The following is an 18039-nucleotide window of genomic DNA, read 5'->3' on the forward strand; positions in this document are numbered from 1 at the left end:
TATATTATTACCTAATTTTGAGTTGTATTTTCTAATGCGTCGACTTGTATTTGAAGCTGTTGAATTTTAGCTTCAGTACGGTCTAAATTTTGCTGGAAAGTGCGGGTATCTTGATGGAGATTGTCCATTTGCCAACGGGCAGCAAATAGTCCTGAATCTTCTTTCAAAGTATCTTCAGCAAAAAATGCATAACTTTGTAACGTCTTTTTTAAATGCTTCGGTGCGCGTTGAATTTTACCAATTTCATGGGCAAGGCTAGGACCAATCCAAGGACTTAAATGTGATGCTAAATCGGGTTCAACTTGTTGCATAATGTTTTGGATTTTTTGCAATAAGTGATAATCGCCTTGTAGTGGAATATTTCCAACTTCATCTGCAACCAAAAGCTTAAGTAGCTCGACCACATTTTTTACATGTAGCGTTGCTGTCGCTTCAAAAACTTGCTGGTTTTTATCAAAAGGGCGTTGCTCAAATATTGAAGATGCTTCGCTATGACCTGTTACCGTTGGTTCTAAACGAACTTTATTTTCATCGAAAAAAACATCAACTGAAAGTTGTGGTTTGTCTAAAACAACACGAAGCATTTTGCCTTGAAGCTCATTGAGCTGAATGCGAGTAATCGCATCCAAATCAATGATATGGTTCACGAATCGTTCAACTGCACCAAGTGCCAGAATCGACCACATAGTTATAACCTTAAAGTTTGAAACCACGGTGAACAGCAACAACACCTGCTGTTAAGTTGTGATAATCACAGTTTTGGAATCCAGCATTTTCCATCATACCTTTTAAAGTACGTTGGTCTGGGTGCATACGAATAGATTCTGCTAAATATTTATAACTTTCTGAGTCATTTGCAATGATTTTACCCATGATTGGTAAAGCCGTGAATGAATATAAATCGTAAATTTTAGCGAATGGTTCAAATACAGGTTTAGAGAATTCTAAAATTAGTAAACGACCACCTGGCTTAAGTACACGGTACATTGCAGCAAGTGCAGCATCTTTATCTGTTACGTTGCGTAAACCAAAAGAAATAGTTAAAAGGTCGAAGCTATTATCTTCAAATGGTTCTAAAGTTTCAGCGTTGGCAAGAACGAAGTCGACATTTGTACAGCCTGCATCAATTAAACGATCACGACCTACATTGAGCATTGATTCGTTAATGTCTGAAAGTACAACATGACCTGTTGGGCCTACTTCACGGCTAAATACTTTTGCAAGGTCACCAGTACCACCAGCAATATCTAGTACGCGTTGACCACGACGAACGCCCGACATATTAATTGCAAAGCGCTTCCATAGACGGTGAATACCAAATGACATTAAGTCATTCATGATGTCGTATTTGCTTGCTACAGAATGGAATACTTCTGCAACTTTTTGAGCTTTATCTTCACTGCTTACAGTTTGGTAACCAAAATGTGTTGTTGCACCGACATTACCTGTGTTTGCACCACGTGGAAGATTATATTTAGGAACAGAACCAGTAACAGGTGTGTCTGAAGTTGGCAATTCTAAAGATTGCTGTTGACCTTGTGGCGCACCTTGAGGAAGTGGCTCTGTTAGAAAAGGACTCACATTGTCTGTTTGTGCCGACGCAGAAGAAGGGGTAGGCGTTTGATTTTCATTCGACATTTGAGTCACTCCTAACATAAGAATAGGGTTAATGTTGCAGTGCTTGCATGATGACAGATTATGAGTCGATATACAGCAATCAGCGTGCAATTGTTATGAATAATATACAGGAAAATAAAGCTTAGACTTATTTCTCCTTTAAATAGTTTGATCCATTATTGAAATGGATTTAAATCGCCTGCATGAACTTTATCGACAATTTTTCGTTCTATTGCAGTAAATTCTTTTACAAATTTCTCTGCCGACTTTAACGGTTTTAGCGCTAAAAAGCCATCTTGCATAAAGTCATACATCACTTCAAAGTGATATTTATTTGCAGCACCTTTACACATTTTAAAGGCTGCTTGAACCATAAATGAGCGCATGTATTTGTCTAAGCTTATGCCAAGTTCATCCAGTAAGCGTAGCTGTTTTAACCGATTTTCACCTTGATTGAGCTTTAAGTAAGTTACACGCATTATTTCATCGGTTATTACAGGATTATTGGGATAATCTTCAAGTAATTGAATTGCAACTTCTTCGTCTAGCTGAACGGCTAAAATAGCCAAGGTTACGCCTGCTGTTCCTGTTTTTATGGCATTTTCAGGAATGAGTTTTTCGGCTTTATGTGCATATTTTACAAGTCGTGCAATTTGTCCTGCCAAAGCATCGAAGTCGGGACCACCATATAAGCGATTAAGAAAATATTCTGACATTAAAATATTTTGTTTTTCTGCAAATTGTTTTGCGTGAGTATGTTGTATACGTTGTTTTTGCCATGCTTGAACGTCTTGCAGGCGGTAAAAAATGTCCTGATTTTTATGGTATTTCAGTTGATAGTAAAGTTCTAAAAGCTCATCTAAAACAGCAAGTTTAGACATGTAACGTCTCAGGTGGTGTACTTAATACCTGAATTTTAGTATGTGTTTTATAGATGCGCTATGGTTTGAGGGAAAAAAGTAATGGGATGGTGCTAGGTAAAATTAGAGCAATATGATTTTGAAAGTTAGATAAAAGCAAAAAAATTAAAGGACTACTAGTATAAAAGATATAGAAAAAATGAATGATTTCAAGTAGGTAAAATTATGATTTATTTTTGTAAACTACTGTTTTATATAATTATTTTGACTTTTTATTTTTTGGGTGGTAAGTTTTAAACTATCTAAAATTTACAGGAGAATTAAACATGGGGGCTCTTTCTTTTTTTGAAGCTGAATTACCTAATTGGGTATCGAAAAATAACTCACAATTATGTGATGTTGAGCTTATAGATGAGCATTGAGTACCAGAATTGAGAGTACATCCTTTGGATAACTCTCATGATGGATACAAAATTAGATTTGAAGATTGGAGTAAATTTATAGAGTTTTATAAAGCGGTAACTGATTTGTACTCGAGATTAGAAAATGTCAAAGATGAGGGTTTTAATGAGTCATAAAATTTTAATAGATGTGCACTGAAAAAATATGAACATGAAAGTTTAATTTGTAATATAAATATACTTATATCAAACCCTATTTTTTATATACTCAAGAAATAGGGGCTAAAAAGTATGAATAAAGATGCTAAAAGAAACTGAATTTAAACCAATGCAAGAAGAACAATTATCTGTAGAGCTTATTCAAGCGCAATACGCAATGAAAGAAACTCGCGGACAATCAAACGCCAAAAGCTTACTTATTTTGGTCAACGGAATTGAACTTGCAGGTAAAGGCGAAGCCGTTAAACAACTCCGTGAATGGGTCGACCCACGCTATTTACGTGTAAAAGCAGATGCCCCCCATATATTCGACCATAAAAAAACATTTTGGCAGCCATATTCACGCTCTATTCCTGCCGAAGGGCAAATATTGGTGATGTTTGGTAATTGGTATACAGATTTATTATCAACCGCATCTCATGTTTCAAACCCCTTAGATTCCACGCTATTCGACGAATACGTGGAAAACATGAGAGCTTATGAACAAGATCTAAAAAATAACAACGTAGATGTCATTAAAATTTGGTTCGACTTATCTTGGAAATCACTGCAAAGCCGTTTAAACGAAATGGATCCTAGTGAAGTACATTGGCATAAATTACATGGTTTAGATTGGCGTAATAAAAAACAATACGATAATTTACAGCGCTTACGCCAACGCTTTACAGAAGATTGGGTCATTATTGATTGCGAAGATGCAATATCGCGAGATCAACAATTTGCACAACATATTTTACGCAAATTAAAGCATCTTCCAGAGCATCAAAGCAAAGCCAAAGGAAAATGGAAACAAGCAAAAACACCTGAAGTTTTAATTAACCCTCCACTTCAAGAAATTCCGAAAGACGAATACAAAGCAGAGTTAAAAAAGCTGACATCTAAGGTTTCTAAAGCGTTACGTTTTGATGACCGAAATGTTGTGATTGTATTTGAAGGGATGGATGCAGCAGGAAAGGGCGGCGCTATTAAACGCATTGTGAAAAAGCTTGATCCGCGTGAATATGAAATTCATACCATTGCCGCACCTGAAAAATATGAGTTGGCACGACCCTATTTATGGCGCTTTTGGACAAAGTTACAACCTGAAGAAAAGATCAGTATTTTTGACAGATCTTGGTATGGACGTGTTTTGGTTGAACGTATAGAAGGTTTTGCGCAAGATGCAGAATGGCAACGTGCTTATAACGAAATTAACCGCTTTGAAAAAGACTTATTTGATAGCAGAACTTTAGTGATTAAATTTTGGCTTGCCATTAGTAAAGATGAACAAGAACGTCGTTTTAAAGCACGAGAAGAAACACCGCATAAACAATTTAAAATTACTGTGGAAGACTGGCGTAATAGAGAGCGTTGGGATGATTATTTAAAAGCAGCAGCAGATATGTTTGAGCGAACAAATACAGACTATGCACCGTGGCATGTGATTGCCACAGACAACAAACAATTTGCACGTTTGGAAGTGTTAAAAGCTATTTTAAAACAGCTTAAAGCAGATTAATACTTTAAAAAAACCCTCTGCTCTTTATTGAAAGAGCAGAGGTTTAATCATTATATTGAGTTTGACGAATTAAAAATTATTGATCAATTGTGGTCTTTTGTTTTTGCTGAATGCGTAGTGCTAAACGGTAGCAATCTTCAACATGCGCTTCAGCCACTTTTTTCATCACAAAATAACCCAAACTTGCAGCAATAATTTGACCACCTAAAGGAATAAATTTGGTGACTTGTTTCGTAATTACTTTTGCCGCAATGTTATTGAGAGATTTTTTTACCGCCGTACGTGCAACAACAAATCCTGAAAATTCGATGCCACGTTTACGTAGTTCTTTCCAATGAATTTCTTTAGTTGCAGGGTCGTACACACTAATTTGTTCAGGTGCTAAACCAAAACGCGTATTAATTTCAGGAATAAGCTGTGAAAGAATACTTACATCAATCACAACATCTAAAAATGGAACAGGAATAACCGCAGCACCCGCAGAAAAATAAGAGCGCTTTTTTACAAGTTCGAGGCATTCAGTACGAATAGCTTCAATATTCAGCGTTGGATCTATAGACTCAGGAATATTATCTATTTTCATATTGGTAAGTACCTTAAAAAAGCGTATAAATTTTTCTATGTAAAACTTTTTAGAAGATGTTTTATTCAATGTAATTTTACCTTGAATAATGTTTTTAAAGTGACATAGACAGACATTAAAGTATAGTAAATAATCTTGAAGCTTTTGTATTGCATAAATTGAAAAGGAATTAAATTTAATGGGGATTCATGTCATTCAAAGTCAGCGCATAGATGTGCTTGTTGAAGCGATGCTCAAGACTATTCAGAAGCCGACATCGAACCCATTTGACGTTTTAAAAACTCAACATTTTATTGTGCCTTCACCTGCTATTGAGGCTTGGCTTACACAGCGCTTGGCAGAAAAAAAAGGCATTAGTGCAAATACAACATTTCACCATCGTATTCGTGGTTTTCAGTGGTCTGCTTATCAGCAAGTTTTACAGAACGATAAAGACAAAGTACGTAAAGCCAACATTCCCAGATTAATCATTAAATGGCGTGTGTTTCAAGCGCTAAAAGAATTTATTCAAGCAGAACAAAATCCGTTAGATACAACACATCCACTTTATTCAATAGTTCAACGTATTTATGACAGTGCAGATCGTTTAGAGCAAGGTTTAGAAAAACAGCTAAAAAAGCAAAATATGTTGTATTGGGTATCTCAGCAAGTATCTCAGTTATTTTCTAATTACATGAGTTATAGAGGATATTGCCAAAAAGGTTGCGAGGGAAAATGTAACTGCCAAACCAATTGGTTACAGGCTTGGGGGCAGAATAAAGAACTGAATATTGAAAATATGTTCTTTAAAACCAATACAGAAATTTCTGCTTTTACCTTAAATCAGGCTCAAGAGTTAGAAGCTTGGCAGCGTTGGCTTTGGCAAGAAGTTTTCGACCAAGACTTTAAGGAAATGGAAGAAATTGATGTTTTGTTTTGGGAAGCTTTAGGCTCACCTGAACAGCCCAATGATGTTTTAAGCACGTTACCCCATCAGCTTGTGGTTTTCACTTTATTGGATTTGCCACCTAGTCAATTACAGTTTTTGCGCCGTTTGGGACAATACATAGATATCTATATTCTACATTACAACCCATCGCAAGAATATTGGGCAGATAGTGTCGATCCGAATTGGAAAGCACGTTATGACGTTCGAGTAAAAGAGCGATTTATTGAAAAAAATCCAGATGCAAGCGATGAACAAATTCAAAAATTCTTTGAAGAATTTACTTTAAATTTCAATGCACAAACACGTGAATCACGTCATCCACTACTTACACGTTTTGGTAAGCAAGCGCGTGATCATTTCTCTTTATTATCCAATTTATCTTCAGGGGAAGAAGGGGTTTGGGCAGACCTTTTTGTCGATGAATATGCAGATACTTTACTAGCAAAAGTTCAGTCTGATATTTTGTATTTGGTAGAACCTGAAAAGAATGCTTATCACTTAAAATCAGATGATGATTCTGTGCAAATTCATGTGTGTCATTCATCTCAAAGACAGCTTGAAGTTTTAAAAGATCAACTTATTCACTGGCTTTCAAAAGGCGATAAAGATAGTCCAAGAAAACCAAGTGATATTTTGGTTTTAACACCAAATTTGAAACAGCTTGAACCTTTAATTCGTAGTATTTTTGCACCGCCACCTAGTGATAGAAATTTACATCATTCACGTGAAAATCAAGCGCATAGGCTTAGTCAAGAAAGTATTTATTTACCTGTGCAAATTGCAGGTGTAACTCAAATAGATGCCGCCAATGCATGGCGCTCTGTGCTAGGTAGAATTCAACTTATTCAAGGTCGTTTTAACATTGAAGACTTTGCAGATTGGTTGGGTTTAAATGCCACATTACTTCGTTATGAACTCGATATTAATAGCGTAGACCGAATGGTCGAACTGCTTGTTGCCGCAGGTTTTAAACGTGGATTTGATGAAGAACATTTAAAGCAAAGCCTAAAACAAGGCGATGAAGATTATCGTTTTAGTTTTAAATTTGCTTTAGACCGTTTGGCATTAGGCGTGGCAATTCCAGAGCATGCAATTTTTAACGATACGTTAAGTTTTGCAAATGTTTTACCAAGTGACTTTGAGCTTATTGCTAAACTTATTCAAATTTATCAAGATTTTTCAGCACGTCGAAATTGGATGATTGCTCATGAATTGGGTAAGAAAATTCGTGTCGAAAAATGGCTTAAAACTTTAATGGATGACGTTAATGAATTTATTGATGCAGGTGTAGATTCATTAAGTGCGGTTTATAAGCTGATTAAAAAACAAGACAGAATGCTAACTTTGGCAAGTTTTTATGATGAAGAAAATCATCATGCCTTAAACGCATTAAGTTTGCCTTTAGGCTACATTTTAGAAGAAATAAATGTACTACTCGACTCGCAAGTTGAACAAGCAGAACCAACAGGGCAAGTGACTTTTAGCCAAATTGGGCAATTGCGTCCGTTGCCTTATAAACTTATTGTGATGCTGAACTTAGACAGTGGAAAGTTCCCAAATCGAAATACACATTTACCTTTCGATTTAATGGAAATTTTAAAACCACAATTAGGTGATCGTTCACGTTTAGAAGATGAACAAGGCGCATTTTTAGATTCACTGTTATTGGCTCAAGAAAATTTATGGCTGTTTTATAATGGCTTTGATGTGAGCGATGGTGAAGTGCGAGATCCATCGACAGTTTTACAAGAATTTATTCAGCATTTAGCGCTTATTGTAGAAGCTGAAACGACCGATTCAAGTTTAAATGAAATGGTTTCAATAGAAGGTATTGATGTTGCAAAACAATTGCAGTCGCTCTATCACGTTCATACTTTACAGCCTTTTGATCCGATAGGTTTTGAATCGACTGAAACTATTCGTTATCAAGATCAATGGTATAAAGTTGCCAATCAAATTCGTTTTGCTAAATCGCAACGAAGCCAATGGGTCAATACGCAATATCCATTATTAGAACAAGATATTCAGGTGCTCGACAGCTATCAATGGATTCAAGATGTCACATTCCCTGCACGTTTATATTTAAAAACATTGGGTGTAAAAAACTTAAAAGCAGAAGATTTACCCGATACACAAGAGCCGTTGTTACTTGATGGTTTGGGACGTTATGCAATGCGGGATTTTTTGAAAAAACATGAAGGTGAACAAAATTCACAGCTTTTAATGGACAAGCTTCCTGTTGGGAAAATTCAAGAAAGTGCATGGCAAATGAGCGTGTTAGAGCAAGCACAATTACATGCACGTTTACAACAATATGCAGAAACTGAAACAGCAATAACGCAGCAAATTTGGCGTGTAAATAAGAGTTTACATATTAATTTAAGCTTACCAAAACATGGTGCTAAACAGTGGGTCAGCCTAGAGGCATCAAGCGCACGGGCAAAACGCCGTGCCAAAGTGTGGCTTGAATATTTATTGTGGATTGCATATTTAAATTTGGGTGAGGGTGGTGAAGACCATGCTCGTATTGTCATTTTTAGTGATAACACCATTATTTGTGAAGGTGTTTCTTCTAACCAAGCACGAACTTATTTAAGTCATTGGTTTAAGGCTTGGGAATATGGTCAAACACAGCCTTTGGTTTTACCTGCGGCATTAATTTTAAAACCTGCTGAAAAATATAAAGAATATGAGTGGGTGCCTGATGAAAATCAGCACATGGTTATTCAAAATATGGATGATATTTATAAAGATTGGAATTTTGATGGAAAGTTCACAGGCTTTTCTGTCACTGAAAATGAAGCGACAAAGCATCATCGAGATTGGGATTTTATTTTGCAAGAACAAGATGCAACAATTTTATTAGAAGATGCTTGTAAGCATTTTTCCTATGATTTATATCACCCAATTTTTATGCATCAAGTAACGGTTGAGGAGTAACAAAATGAACAATCCTCAAATATCTCAGCAGTTTTCTTTTGACCCTATTGGAGATATGCAGTTTCATGGGTTGCATTGGATTGAGGCTTCGGCAGGAACTGGAAAAACCTTTACGCTTTCGAGCTTAATGGTACGTATTTTTCTAGGTTCATATTTGCCAAATCAAGTGATTGCGACTACATTTACCCGAAAAGCAGCTGCAGAATTAAAGTCTCGTATTCGAATGCGTTTGGTCGATACGTTGCGTTTTTTTGAGAAGTTTCAAAACTCAACAGATGCTGAAATTCAAACCTATATTCAGCAAGAAAAAGATCCTTTATACAAAAAAGTTTTAACAGATTATGCAACGCAAGTGGATTATGCGCGTGAACGTCTGAAATTGGTAATCGATCAGCTTGATGAGTTATTTGTAGGAACGCTCGATAGTTTTAGCCAAAAATTATTACGTGAATTTGCTTTTGAAAGTGGCAAAATTGAACGTGCTGAAATTACTGATGATGCCAAAAGTTATACCTTACAACTTATACATGACGCTTTACGTGAATGGATTCAGACACAAGAACAAAAGGTCGTGAATTATCTACTTTTACAGAAAAAACTAAAATCTGTGGATAATTATGTTTCGGTTGTGGAAAACACTTTAAATTTTGCATCGGCACAATTTCAAGAAATTGAAGCACCAAAAATTAACTTAAATGAATTTGAACAGTCGATTGATCAATTGCTCCAACTCGATTTAAGTCAAGTCGCTACTTTAAGTGAATATTACCTGTCAGATGGTCAGTACAATTCTATTGTGGCAAAAAAATGGCGCACTGATGATTTAATGCAAAAGACATTAACATTGTACTTGCCCGAATTTTTTAAGGCTTTAGCCGAGCAAAAAAGTTACGCTTTATTTTCACCACATTTTGAACAAACTGTTAAGTATTTAACGGAATTATCTACAAAAAAAGCCCTGAATAAATGCGCTGAAGATGTACTTGAAAACTTTAATAATCACATTGTTATTAAAGCATTGAGAGATTTTTTTGAAGAATTATCTCAGTTGGATAACGACTTAAATGTACTAGATGCTTATTTAAAATTTTATTTAAGCAAAGAAGTAAAAAAGCGTTTACCACAAGTATTGCAACAAAAAGGTGAAACGACTTTTGCACAGCAAATTCGAACGTTATCTGAGGCGCTACAAGGCGCTCAAGGTCAACGTTTTGCTCAGTTTGTACAAGCGAAATATCCACTTATTTTAGTTGATGAATTTCAAGATACCAACCAAGACCAAGACGATATGCTGGCACGAATTTGGCGTGATCATCAGCGCTATATGCAAGGCTGCATGATTATGGTGGGCGATCCAAAGCAAGCGATTTATGGCTTTCGTGGTGGAGATATGCTGACCTATAACAAAGCTCGTGCAGATATTATTGCGAAAAAAGGGCATTTTTATAGTTTGAAGTATAACCATCGCTCAACGAAAGAATTGGTTGAAGTTGTCGATGCTTTATTTCAGCGTCAAATGGATTTTGGCGAAAATGTTTCTTATAGTTTGGTTGAGGCTGGTTCGCGGCCACATCCTGCATTGGTTGATGAAAATGGTCAAAATCATCAAGCTTTGCGTTGGTTAATGCTTGAAGATAAAAGTACCGAAGCCATTCAAGTTGCATGGAAAATTCGTGATTTACTTAATCAAGGAATTGAAAAAAAATTATATTTAGATGAAGCATCACCACGTTATTTAATTGCCGATGACATTGCAGTTTTATCGAAAAATCACGATGGCTTAGACAAAGTTCAATATGAGTTGGAACGACTAGGCGTTAAGGTGAATCGTCCATCTAAACGTAGTGTTTTTGATAGCCAAGTTGCTAAAGATGTTGGTGCGTTTTTAACAGCAATTATGCATCCTTATGATGAATGCAAAATTAAACGAGCTCTACTTAGCCGATTATTAAATATTAATTTGCAACAACTAATTGAATTGGAACAGCAAGCAGAAGGTTTAAGTTCCTTTATTTATGATTTCGATTTAATACGTGAAATGTGGTTAGAAAAAGGCTTTTTAACCGCATGGCAATATGCGTTGAATCTATTCCAAATTTGGGAAAACTTAGTTGCAACTCAAAGTCGAGATAATGAAAGATCGGTTGTGAATTTGCGTCATTTAACCGAAGTGCTTAGTCAACATAGTGAGCAATATCAAGGTGCTCAAAGTCTTTATCATTGGTATTTAAAACAGCTCCAATCTCCAAGTGAGCGAGAGTGGGAGTTAGAAAGAAAACTGTCGAATGAAGCAGGCGTTCAGTTGATGACGATTCATCAATCGAAAGGTTTAGAGTTTAAAATTGTATTTTTATTGGGCGCAGATAAAGACTTTCGTGAAATGGGGAAAACCCTAAACTTTTCCACAGTTGAACAAACTAATCCACAAACAGGTAAAGCGGAATTACAGCGAGTCGTTGCGGTAAATAACGAGTTAATCATTTCAAAAGATGACGTTGGTCAGCATAATGCGCGCGCGGAAGCCGAACAGCATCGTTTGTGGTATGTGGCTTTAACACGTGCAAGTCACCGTGTTTATGCCATGTTGCAAGATGTAAAAGGGAAGTCGAATACAGGTTTAGCATTTTGGCGTGGTCAAGGTGCAGATGTTTTTCAGCATCCTTTTAGTGTAGATGAAGCTCTAATTGCAGAGCGTCCTTTAGCACTCAGAGCTTCGGATACAGAATCTAAGGCTTTGCAAGCACAGCAATTTCCTATGCAACGCTTTTATCCTCGTACAAAAACCAGTTTTAGTGCTTTGGCACAGCATTTAACCCGTAAGCAAGCCATAGATGCTCTAGCGGCTAAAACTGAAAAAATGGAAAGTGCTGAAGATGAAATCAATATTATTCCTGAAATAGACGTTATTCAGACTCAACCAATTTCATGGATTAAGCGTCATTTTCCAATGGGAACATTGGCAGGTAATTTCTTGCATGAAATTTTTGAACATATTAATTTTCAAGATTCTAGCGAATGGCATTTAGAAATTCATCGTCGTTTTAAAAATGATTATCCAAGTTTATGGTTGGAACTTGCTGAAAAATATCATCAAGAATTTTTAGAAGGTACGGAAGATCAGTTAATTGCATTAATGGCTGAATGGCTTAAAGATGTTTTAACAACACCACTGCATGATGGTTTTCAGCTTGACCAATTAAGTGCGAAAAATCATTTATCTGAATTTCCATTTTATTTGGCTTTGTCAGATCACGTTTTGGCAACTAAACGTATTTATCAGTTATTTGCCGAATACGGTATTGAAATGCTCGAGCTAAATGAAGCAAATTCAGCACGCTATTTAACAGGTTCTATCGATTTGGTTTATTTTGATGGTCAGAAATATCAAATTGCCGATTATAAAAGTAACTTTTTAGGTGTAGATCAATCTCAGTATAATATTGAAGAAATTCAAAAGAGTATGTCACAAGCCAGTTATTGGTTACAGGCAGGCTTATACTTGGTGGCTTTGCATCGATATTTAAAAGTGCAATTGGAACACTATGATATTCATCAGCATTTGGGTGGTGCAAGTTATCTGTATTTAAGAGGGATGAATAGTGAAAAGTTACAAGGCATAAACTACTGGAAACCTGATGCAGAGTTTATTTTGAGACTTGATTCTATATTAGGCAGTTTTTCTGTCGATAAACTACTCGAAAAAAGCTAATTCATTAAAAAAAGAGTTGATTAAACATGATATTAGTCTGTGGATAACTTTGAGGATAATTGTGTGGAAAACAAGCAGGAAACGATTAAACAACAGCCTGAAAGCCAAGCTACTGAATGGTTTCAAATATGGAGTGATTTTTTAATAAAATCTTCGTTTAATCATGCCGAAAAAACGGATATTTCCACAAAAATTATGCAAGATGTTCTTGAGGCTGTAACGCAAGGTGATAGTTGTATACGCTTAAATTTGGAAAACATAGATGCTTTAAGTGGATTGGTGGTGCATGAAAACGAGGTTTCTAGTCAGAATATAGCACCTTTTATTCACGATAATCAGTATTTATATTTATACCGTTATTGGGCTTTAGAACAGGCACTTTGCCAGCAAGTACAGCGTTTAAAAAATCAAAAAATTTCCGCTATTTCATTTAATAAATATCATGATTTATTAGAAGATACTCATCAAAAGAAAGCTTTGGAAATGGTTGCTGAAAATGGCTTTAGCATTATTACGGGGGGGCCTGGCACGGGTAAAACCTATACTTTGGCACGCATTATTGCAGTGCTCAATCAAGAAATTCCAGATATTCGAGTTGCAATGGCAGCACCTACAGGTAAAGCTGCTCAGCGAATGAAAGAGGCTCTTCAGAAATCTTTTGATGATGAAAAATTACAAGACTTATTAAGTGAAGACTTAAAGCGATTAACACCCATTACCATTCATCGACTTTTAGGTTTGGGCAATAGTCATCAACCAAGATTTCATGAAAAACAACCCTTACCTTACGATGTGATTGTGGTCGATGAAGCTTCTATGCTTGATTTGAATTTGGCGAAAATGTTATTTACTGCAATCCCAGATCATGCTCGGCTTATCTTATTAGGCGATGCGAATCAGCTTGCATCTGTAGATGTTGGTTCTGTATTGGCAGATTTACAACAAGTTGAATCACTGGAATCAAACTTCGTAAATTTAGTGACAAGTCGGCGTTTTAAAGAGGGTGCATTGATTGGTGAAATGGCGAAATTTATTCAACAATCACATGATCATCAATCTACAGATTCTATTTTAGATACTTTTCATCAAAATGTTGTACAGCCTAGTGAATTGTCAGAAGTTATTTTAAATAAAGGAATGAAAGATCAGGTGAATTTAGAATATTTACCTTCAGAGCTTTCGAATCAATCGGACTTAACTGCGTACTATGACAAATTGATGTTGGGTTATGTATCTTATGTGGAAGTACTCAAACAATATTTAGAAAGTGATGAACCTGAATTACTGGTTGATGCAGTCGTTAAAAAATTTGATGATTACAGAATTTTAACTGCAATACGTCATGGTGCATTTGGTTTAACACAAATTAATCATCAAATTGAGCAACGACTTTTAGCCCAGCTGAATATAGTCAAACAGGGCGATTGGTATGTTGGACGCCCTGTAATGATGAGTTATAACGATTATCAGCTTGGTTTATCAAATGGTGATATCGGAATTTGCTTTAAGCAAGTAAAAGAGGGACAAGTACAATTTAATGTATATTTTCCTAGCTTAGAAAAATGGGTACTGGCAACACGTCTTCCAAAAAATATAGAAACAGCATTTGCTTTAACTATTCATAAATCACAAGGTTCAGAATTTACACATACAGCGGTTGTTTTAGATCAAGCTGCTCAAAATTTGTTGAGTAAAGAGTTGCTTTATACTGCAATTACAAGAGCAAAGTCTGCGGTGAGCTTACTTGCAGATCAGGCGTCATTGGTACAAGCCTTAACAATTAAAACATCAAGGAAAAGTGGAATTCAAAATAAGTTGAACAGATTATAAAAAAATATTGTTGATTTTAAATGATTTTTTATTTTGTACGAAATAGCTTACAAGAATTAAGGCAATTGACGCATAGAGCTTTGTCATAAATTTTGAGAAGATGACTGCGTAAAACAAGTCTAGCAAGGAATGCTAGACATAATCGTAAAAGTATAAGAATAACGTCATTAGACAACGAGCTTACATTGAAGTAAGTGAAAGAGGAAACTTACAGCCGCTAAGCCTTGTAGTTTTGGGAGAGACTACAAGGCTTTTCTTTATCTAAAAATAAATCATAAAAGCCAATCACTCTTTGTAAGAAAAAAACTTACAAAACATTAAGAAAATGATGATTACGTCACATAATTAAATGTGTCAAGATAATGTCATTCACTCGATAGCAATTAGTAGATTATTAATATCGCTATTTAAATTAAAAGCATAAAACGGAAAATAACAACAATAAATTAAATAATAATAACGAAAAAATAAGAAACTACAGCGCACTTATAAAGCGGTTTGGGCTTGCTCAAGCCGCTTTATATATTTAAGTGTTAATATATATTTGCAAAGTAAATAAATAAATTATCTAAATGTAATTATTGGGTTAAAGTTTGTACATTTTGTGGTTTTTATATAAACACGGAAAATTTTTATACCTTTCTTTAAGTGTTTAAATAGCATTCAAATTTCTCTTTTGCAATTCAATGCTTTTTCCCTTAAAATATTTCACTTGCTGTAGTGATGCACGGCAGTCAAATTGGTTTTGAAGAATCAATTTGATTTGTATCAAATGAAACTTATATAAGCATCTCGGAGAAATCGAATGGCTTTAACAAACGCAGATCGCGCAGAGATCATTGCAAAATTCGCTCGCGCTGAAAACGACACTGGTTCACCAGAAGTTCAAGTAGCTCTTTTATCTGCTCAAATCAATGACTTACAAGGTCACTTCAAAGAGCATAAACACGACCACCATAGCCGTCGCGGTCTTATCCGTATGGTTAACCAACGTCGTAAGCTTCTTGATTACCTTAAAGGTAAAGATGCTACTCGTTACAGCGCTTTGATTGCTGCTTTAGGTTTACGTCGTTAATTCGATTTAAACTTTGTTTTTCGGATTATTGCATGTTATATGCTGTAGTACAGAAAACAAAAGAATACTTAGTCTCGGCTAAGTAATGGGGAAGGGGCGAATGTTCGCTCCTTCTTTGTGTTTAAAATTAGTATGTTTGATTCTGGTGAGGTCGGCTTCTAAGCTTTGTCATTTATGCTACAAGACTATTTTAGTTGTTGTGAATGCCAAACCTTAGGGGTCTCCACTAGAATAATTTCGGGAAACAAAAATACATGTCAATGTTTAATATTATTCGTAAAGAATTCCAATACGGTCAACATAATGTAATTTTAGAAACAGGTCGTGTTGCTCGCCAAGCAAACACTGTTGTAATTACGATGGGTGGTGTTCAAGTTCTTGTTGCTGTAGTTGCTCAACCAACGGCTAAAGCAGGTCAAGACTTTTTCCCATTGACTGTTAACTATCAAGAAAAACAATATGCAGCAGGTCGTATCCCTGGTGGTTATGGTAAACGTGAAGGTCGTGCATCTGAAGCTGAAACTTTAATTTCACGCTTAATTGACCGTCCAATTCGTCCATTGTTCCCAGAAGGTTACTATAACGAAATCCAAGTAACAGCGACTGTTATTTCTTCTGATAAAACAATGGATGCTGACATTGCTGCAATGCTAGGTACTTCAGCGGCACTTGCGATTGCAGGTACACCATTCCGTGGTCCAATTGGTGGTGCGCGTGTTGGTTTAATCAATGGTGAATACATTCTTAACCCAAATCACGAACAACTTAAAGAATCTGACCTTGACCTAGTGGTTGCAGGTACAGAATCTGCAGTGCTTATGGTTGAATCTGAAGCGAAAGAACTTTCAGAAGACCAAATGTTAGGTGCTGTATTGTTCGGTCATGACGAAATGCAAATCGCGATTCAAGCAATTAAAGAATTTGTTGCAGCTGCGGGTGCAACAGAGTCTACTTGGACTGCTCCAGTTAAAAACGAAGAACTTCTTGGTAAATTGAAAGAAGCATTCGAAGCGAAAATTTCTGAAGCTTACGCAATTGCTGTTAAACAAGACCGTTATGCAGCACTTGATGCACTTCACGCTGAAGCTGTTGCTCAGTTCGTTCCTGAAAATGACGAAACTGGTATCGCTGACGAAGTTAACGAATTATTCGAAGACCTTAAATATCGCACAGTACGTGACAACATCTTGTCTGGTAAGCCACGTATTGATGGTCGTGACACTAAAACTGTTCGTGCAATCGACGTACAAGTGGGTGTATTAGGTCGTGCACACGGTTCTGCATTGTTCACACGTGGTGAAACTCAAGCATTAGTAACAACTACACTTGGTAATACTCGTGATGCGTTAATGGTTGATACTCTTGCAGGTACTAAAACTGATAACTTCATGCTTCACTACAACTTCCCTGCATACTCAGTAGGTGAAACTGGTCGTGAATCTGGTCCTAAGCGTCGTGAAATTGGTCATGGTCGTTTGGCTCGTCGTGGTGTTCAAGCTGTTCTTCCTGCTGCTGATCGCTTCCCGTACGTAATCCGTATCGTATCTGACATTACAGAATCTAACGGTTCATCTTCAATGGCTTCTGTATGTGGTGCTTCATTATCACTTATGGATGCAGGTGTTCCACTTAAAGCACCAGTTGCGGGTATCGCAATGGGTCTAGTAAAAGAAGGTGAGCGTTTCGCTGTTCTTTCTGACATCCTAGGCGACGAAGATCACCTTGGTGACATGGACTTTAAAGTAGCAGGTTCTGCAAACGGTATTACTGCGCTTCAAATGGACATCAAGATCGAAGGTATTACTGAAGAGATCATGGAGTCTGCATTAAACCAAGCTTATGCTGGTCGTATGCACATCCTAAATGAAATGAACCAAGTTATTTCACGCGCTCGTCCTGAAATTTCTATGCACGCGCCTACATTCCAAGTGATCAATATCAACCCAGATAAGATCCGTGATGTAATTGGTAAAGGTGGTGCGACTATTCGTGCAATCACTGAAGAAACTAAAGCTGCAATCGATATCGAAGATAACGGTACAGTTCGCGTATTTGGTGAAACTAAAGCTGCTGCTTCTGCTGCAATTGCAAAAATTCAAGCACTTACTGCTGAAATCGAACCAGGTACACTTTACACTGGTAAAGTGATTCGTATCGTTGAATTCGGTGCGTTTGTAAACATCCTTCCAGGTACTGATGGCTTACTTCATATTTCTCAAATCTCTAACGAACGTATTGCGAACGTTGCAGATGTATTGAAAGAAGGTCAAGAAGTTAAAGTACAGGTTGCGGATGTTGATAACCGTGGTCGTATTAAATTAACAATGAAAGACATCGAACAAGCATAATTGTTTCTTGTTTTAGTTGTTTAAAAAAGCC

At 36.4% G+C, this 18039-nt stretch carries 10 protein-coding genes; 6 read left to right on the forward strand and 4 right to left on the reverse strand.

The window, feature by feature from the left end:
• Positions 1-11 precede the first annotated feature (11 nt).
• The 3 genes from AC5YC8_RS09480 to AC5YC8_RS09490 all read right to left on the reverse strand — a co-directional run bounded on the left by AC5YC8_RS09480 (position 12) and on the right by AC5YC8_RS09490 (position 2498).
• Positions 12-686, reverse strand: coding sequence for a ubiquinone biosynthesis accessory factor UbiJ (locus AC5YC8_RS09480; RefSeq protein WP_496164339.1), 675 nt, complete (start codon positions 684-686; stop codon positions 12-14).
• Positions 687-696: 10 nt separating this feature from the next.
• Positions 697-1638, reverse strand: a complete 942-nt coding sequence (gene ubiE, locus AC5YC8_RS09485; RefSeq protein ID WP_496116228.1) for a bifunctional demethylmenaquinone methyltransferase/2-methoxy-6-polyprenyl-1,4-benzoquinol methylase UbiE — start codon at positions 1636-1638, stop codon at positions 697-699.
• Positions 1639-1793: 155 nt separating this feature from the next.
• On the reverse strand, positions 1794-2498 hold the full coding sequence (locus AC5YC8_RS09490) for a DUF8198 family protein (protein WP_496164341.1): 705 nt from the start codon (positions 2496-2498) through the stop codon (positions 1794-1796).
• Positions 2499-3179: 681 nt separating this feature from the next.
• On the opposite strand from AC5YC8_RS09490, the gene pap reads away from it, so the two are divergent.
• The gene (pap, locus tag AC5YC8_RS09495; protein WP_496164342.1) at positions 3180-4595 is read left to right on the forward strand and encodes a polyphosphate:AMP phosphotransferase; all 1416 of its coding nucleotides are present in this window, start codon (positions 3180-3182) and stop codon (positions 4593-4595) included.
• 76 nt (positions 4596-4671) lie between these two features.
• Here the strand turns inward: pap and AC5YC8_RS09500 are convergent, their stop codons facing one another.
• Complete coding sequence (locus AC5YC8_RS09500; protein ID WP_496116233.1) at positions 4672-5178, reverse strand: hypothetical protein; 507 nt, start codon at positions 5176-5178, stop codon at positions 4672-4674.
• Positions 5179-5356: 178 nt separating this feature from the next.
• Here AC5YC8_RS09500 and AC5YC8_RS09505 point away from each other — a divergent pair, with 178 nt between their 5' ends.
• The 5 genes from AC5YC8_RS09505 (at position 5357) to pnp (ending at position 18008) form a co-directional block, all read left to right on the forward strand.
• The gene (locus tag AC5YC8_RS09505; RefSeq protein WP_496164344.1) at positions 5357-9046 is read left to right on the forward strand and encodes an exodeoxyribonuclease V subunit gamma; all 3690 of its coding nucleotides are present in this window, start codon (positions 5357-5359) and stop codon (positions 9044-9046) included.
• Between the two features lie 4 nt (positions 9047-9050).
• Positions 9051-12755 (forward strand): UvrD-helicase domain-containing protein, encoded by a 3705-nt coding sequence (locus AC5YC8_RS09510; RefSeq protein WP_496164346.1) that lies wholly within the window; start codon positions 9051-9053, stop codon positions 12753-12755.
• A 63-nt stretch (positions 12756-12818) separates the two neighbouring features.
• Positions 12819-14585 carry an exodeoxyribonuclease V subunit alpha gene (recD, locus tag AC5YC8_RS09515; RefSeq protein WP_496164347.1) on the forward strand — a complete coding sequence of 589 codons (1767 nt, stop codon included), beginning with the start codon at positions 12819-12821 and terminating at the stop codon, positions 14583-14585.
• Positions 14586-15390: 805 nt separating this feature from the next.
• Entirely contained in the window at positions 15391-15660 is a 270-nt protein-coding gene (gene rpsO / locus AC5YC8_RS09520; RefSeq protein WP_154772030.1) for a 30S ribosomal protein S15, read from the forward strand.
• Positions 15661-15920: 260 nt separating this feature from the next.
• Complete coding sequence (pnp, locus tag AC5YC8_RS09525) at positions 15921-18008, forward strand: polyribonucleotide nucleotidyltransferase (RefSeq protein WP_496164397.1); 2088 nt, start codon at positions 15921-15923, stop codon at positions 18006-18008.
• Positions 18009-18039 lie beyond the last annotated feature (31 nt).

It is taken from the genome of Acinetobacter sp. FY731, assembly GCF_059515905.1.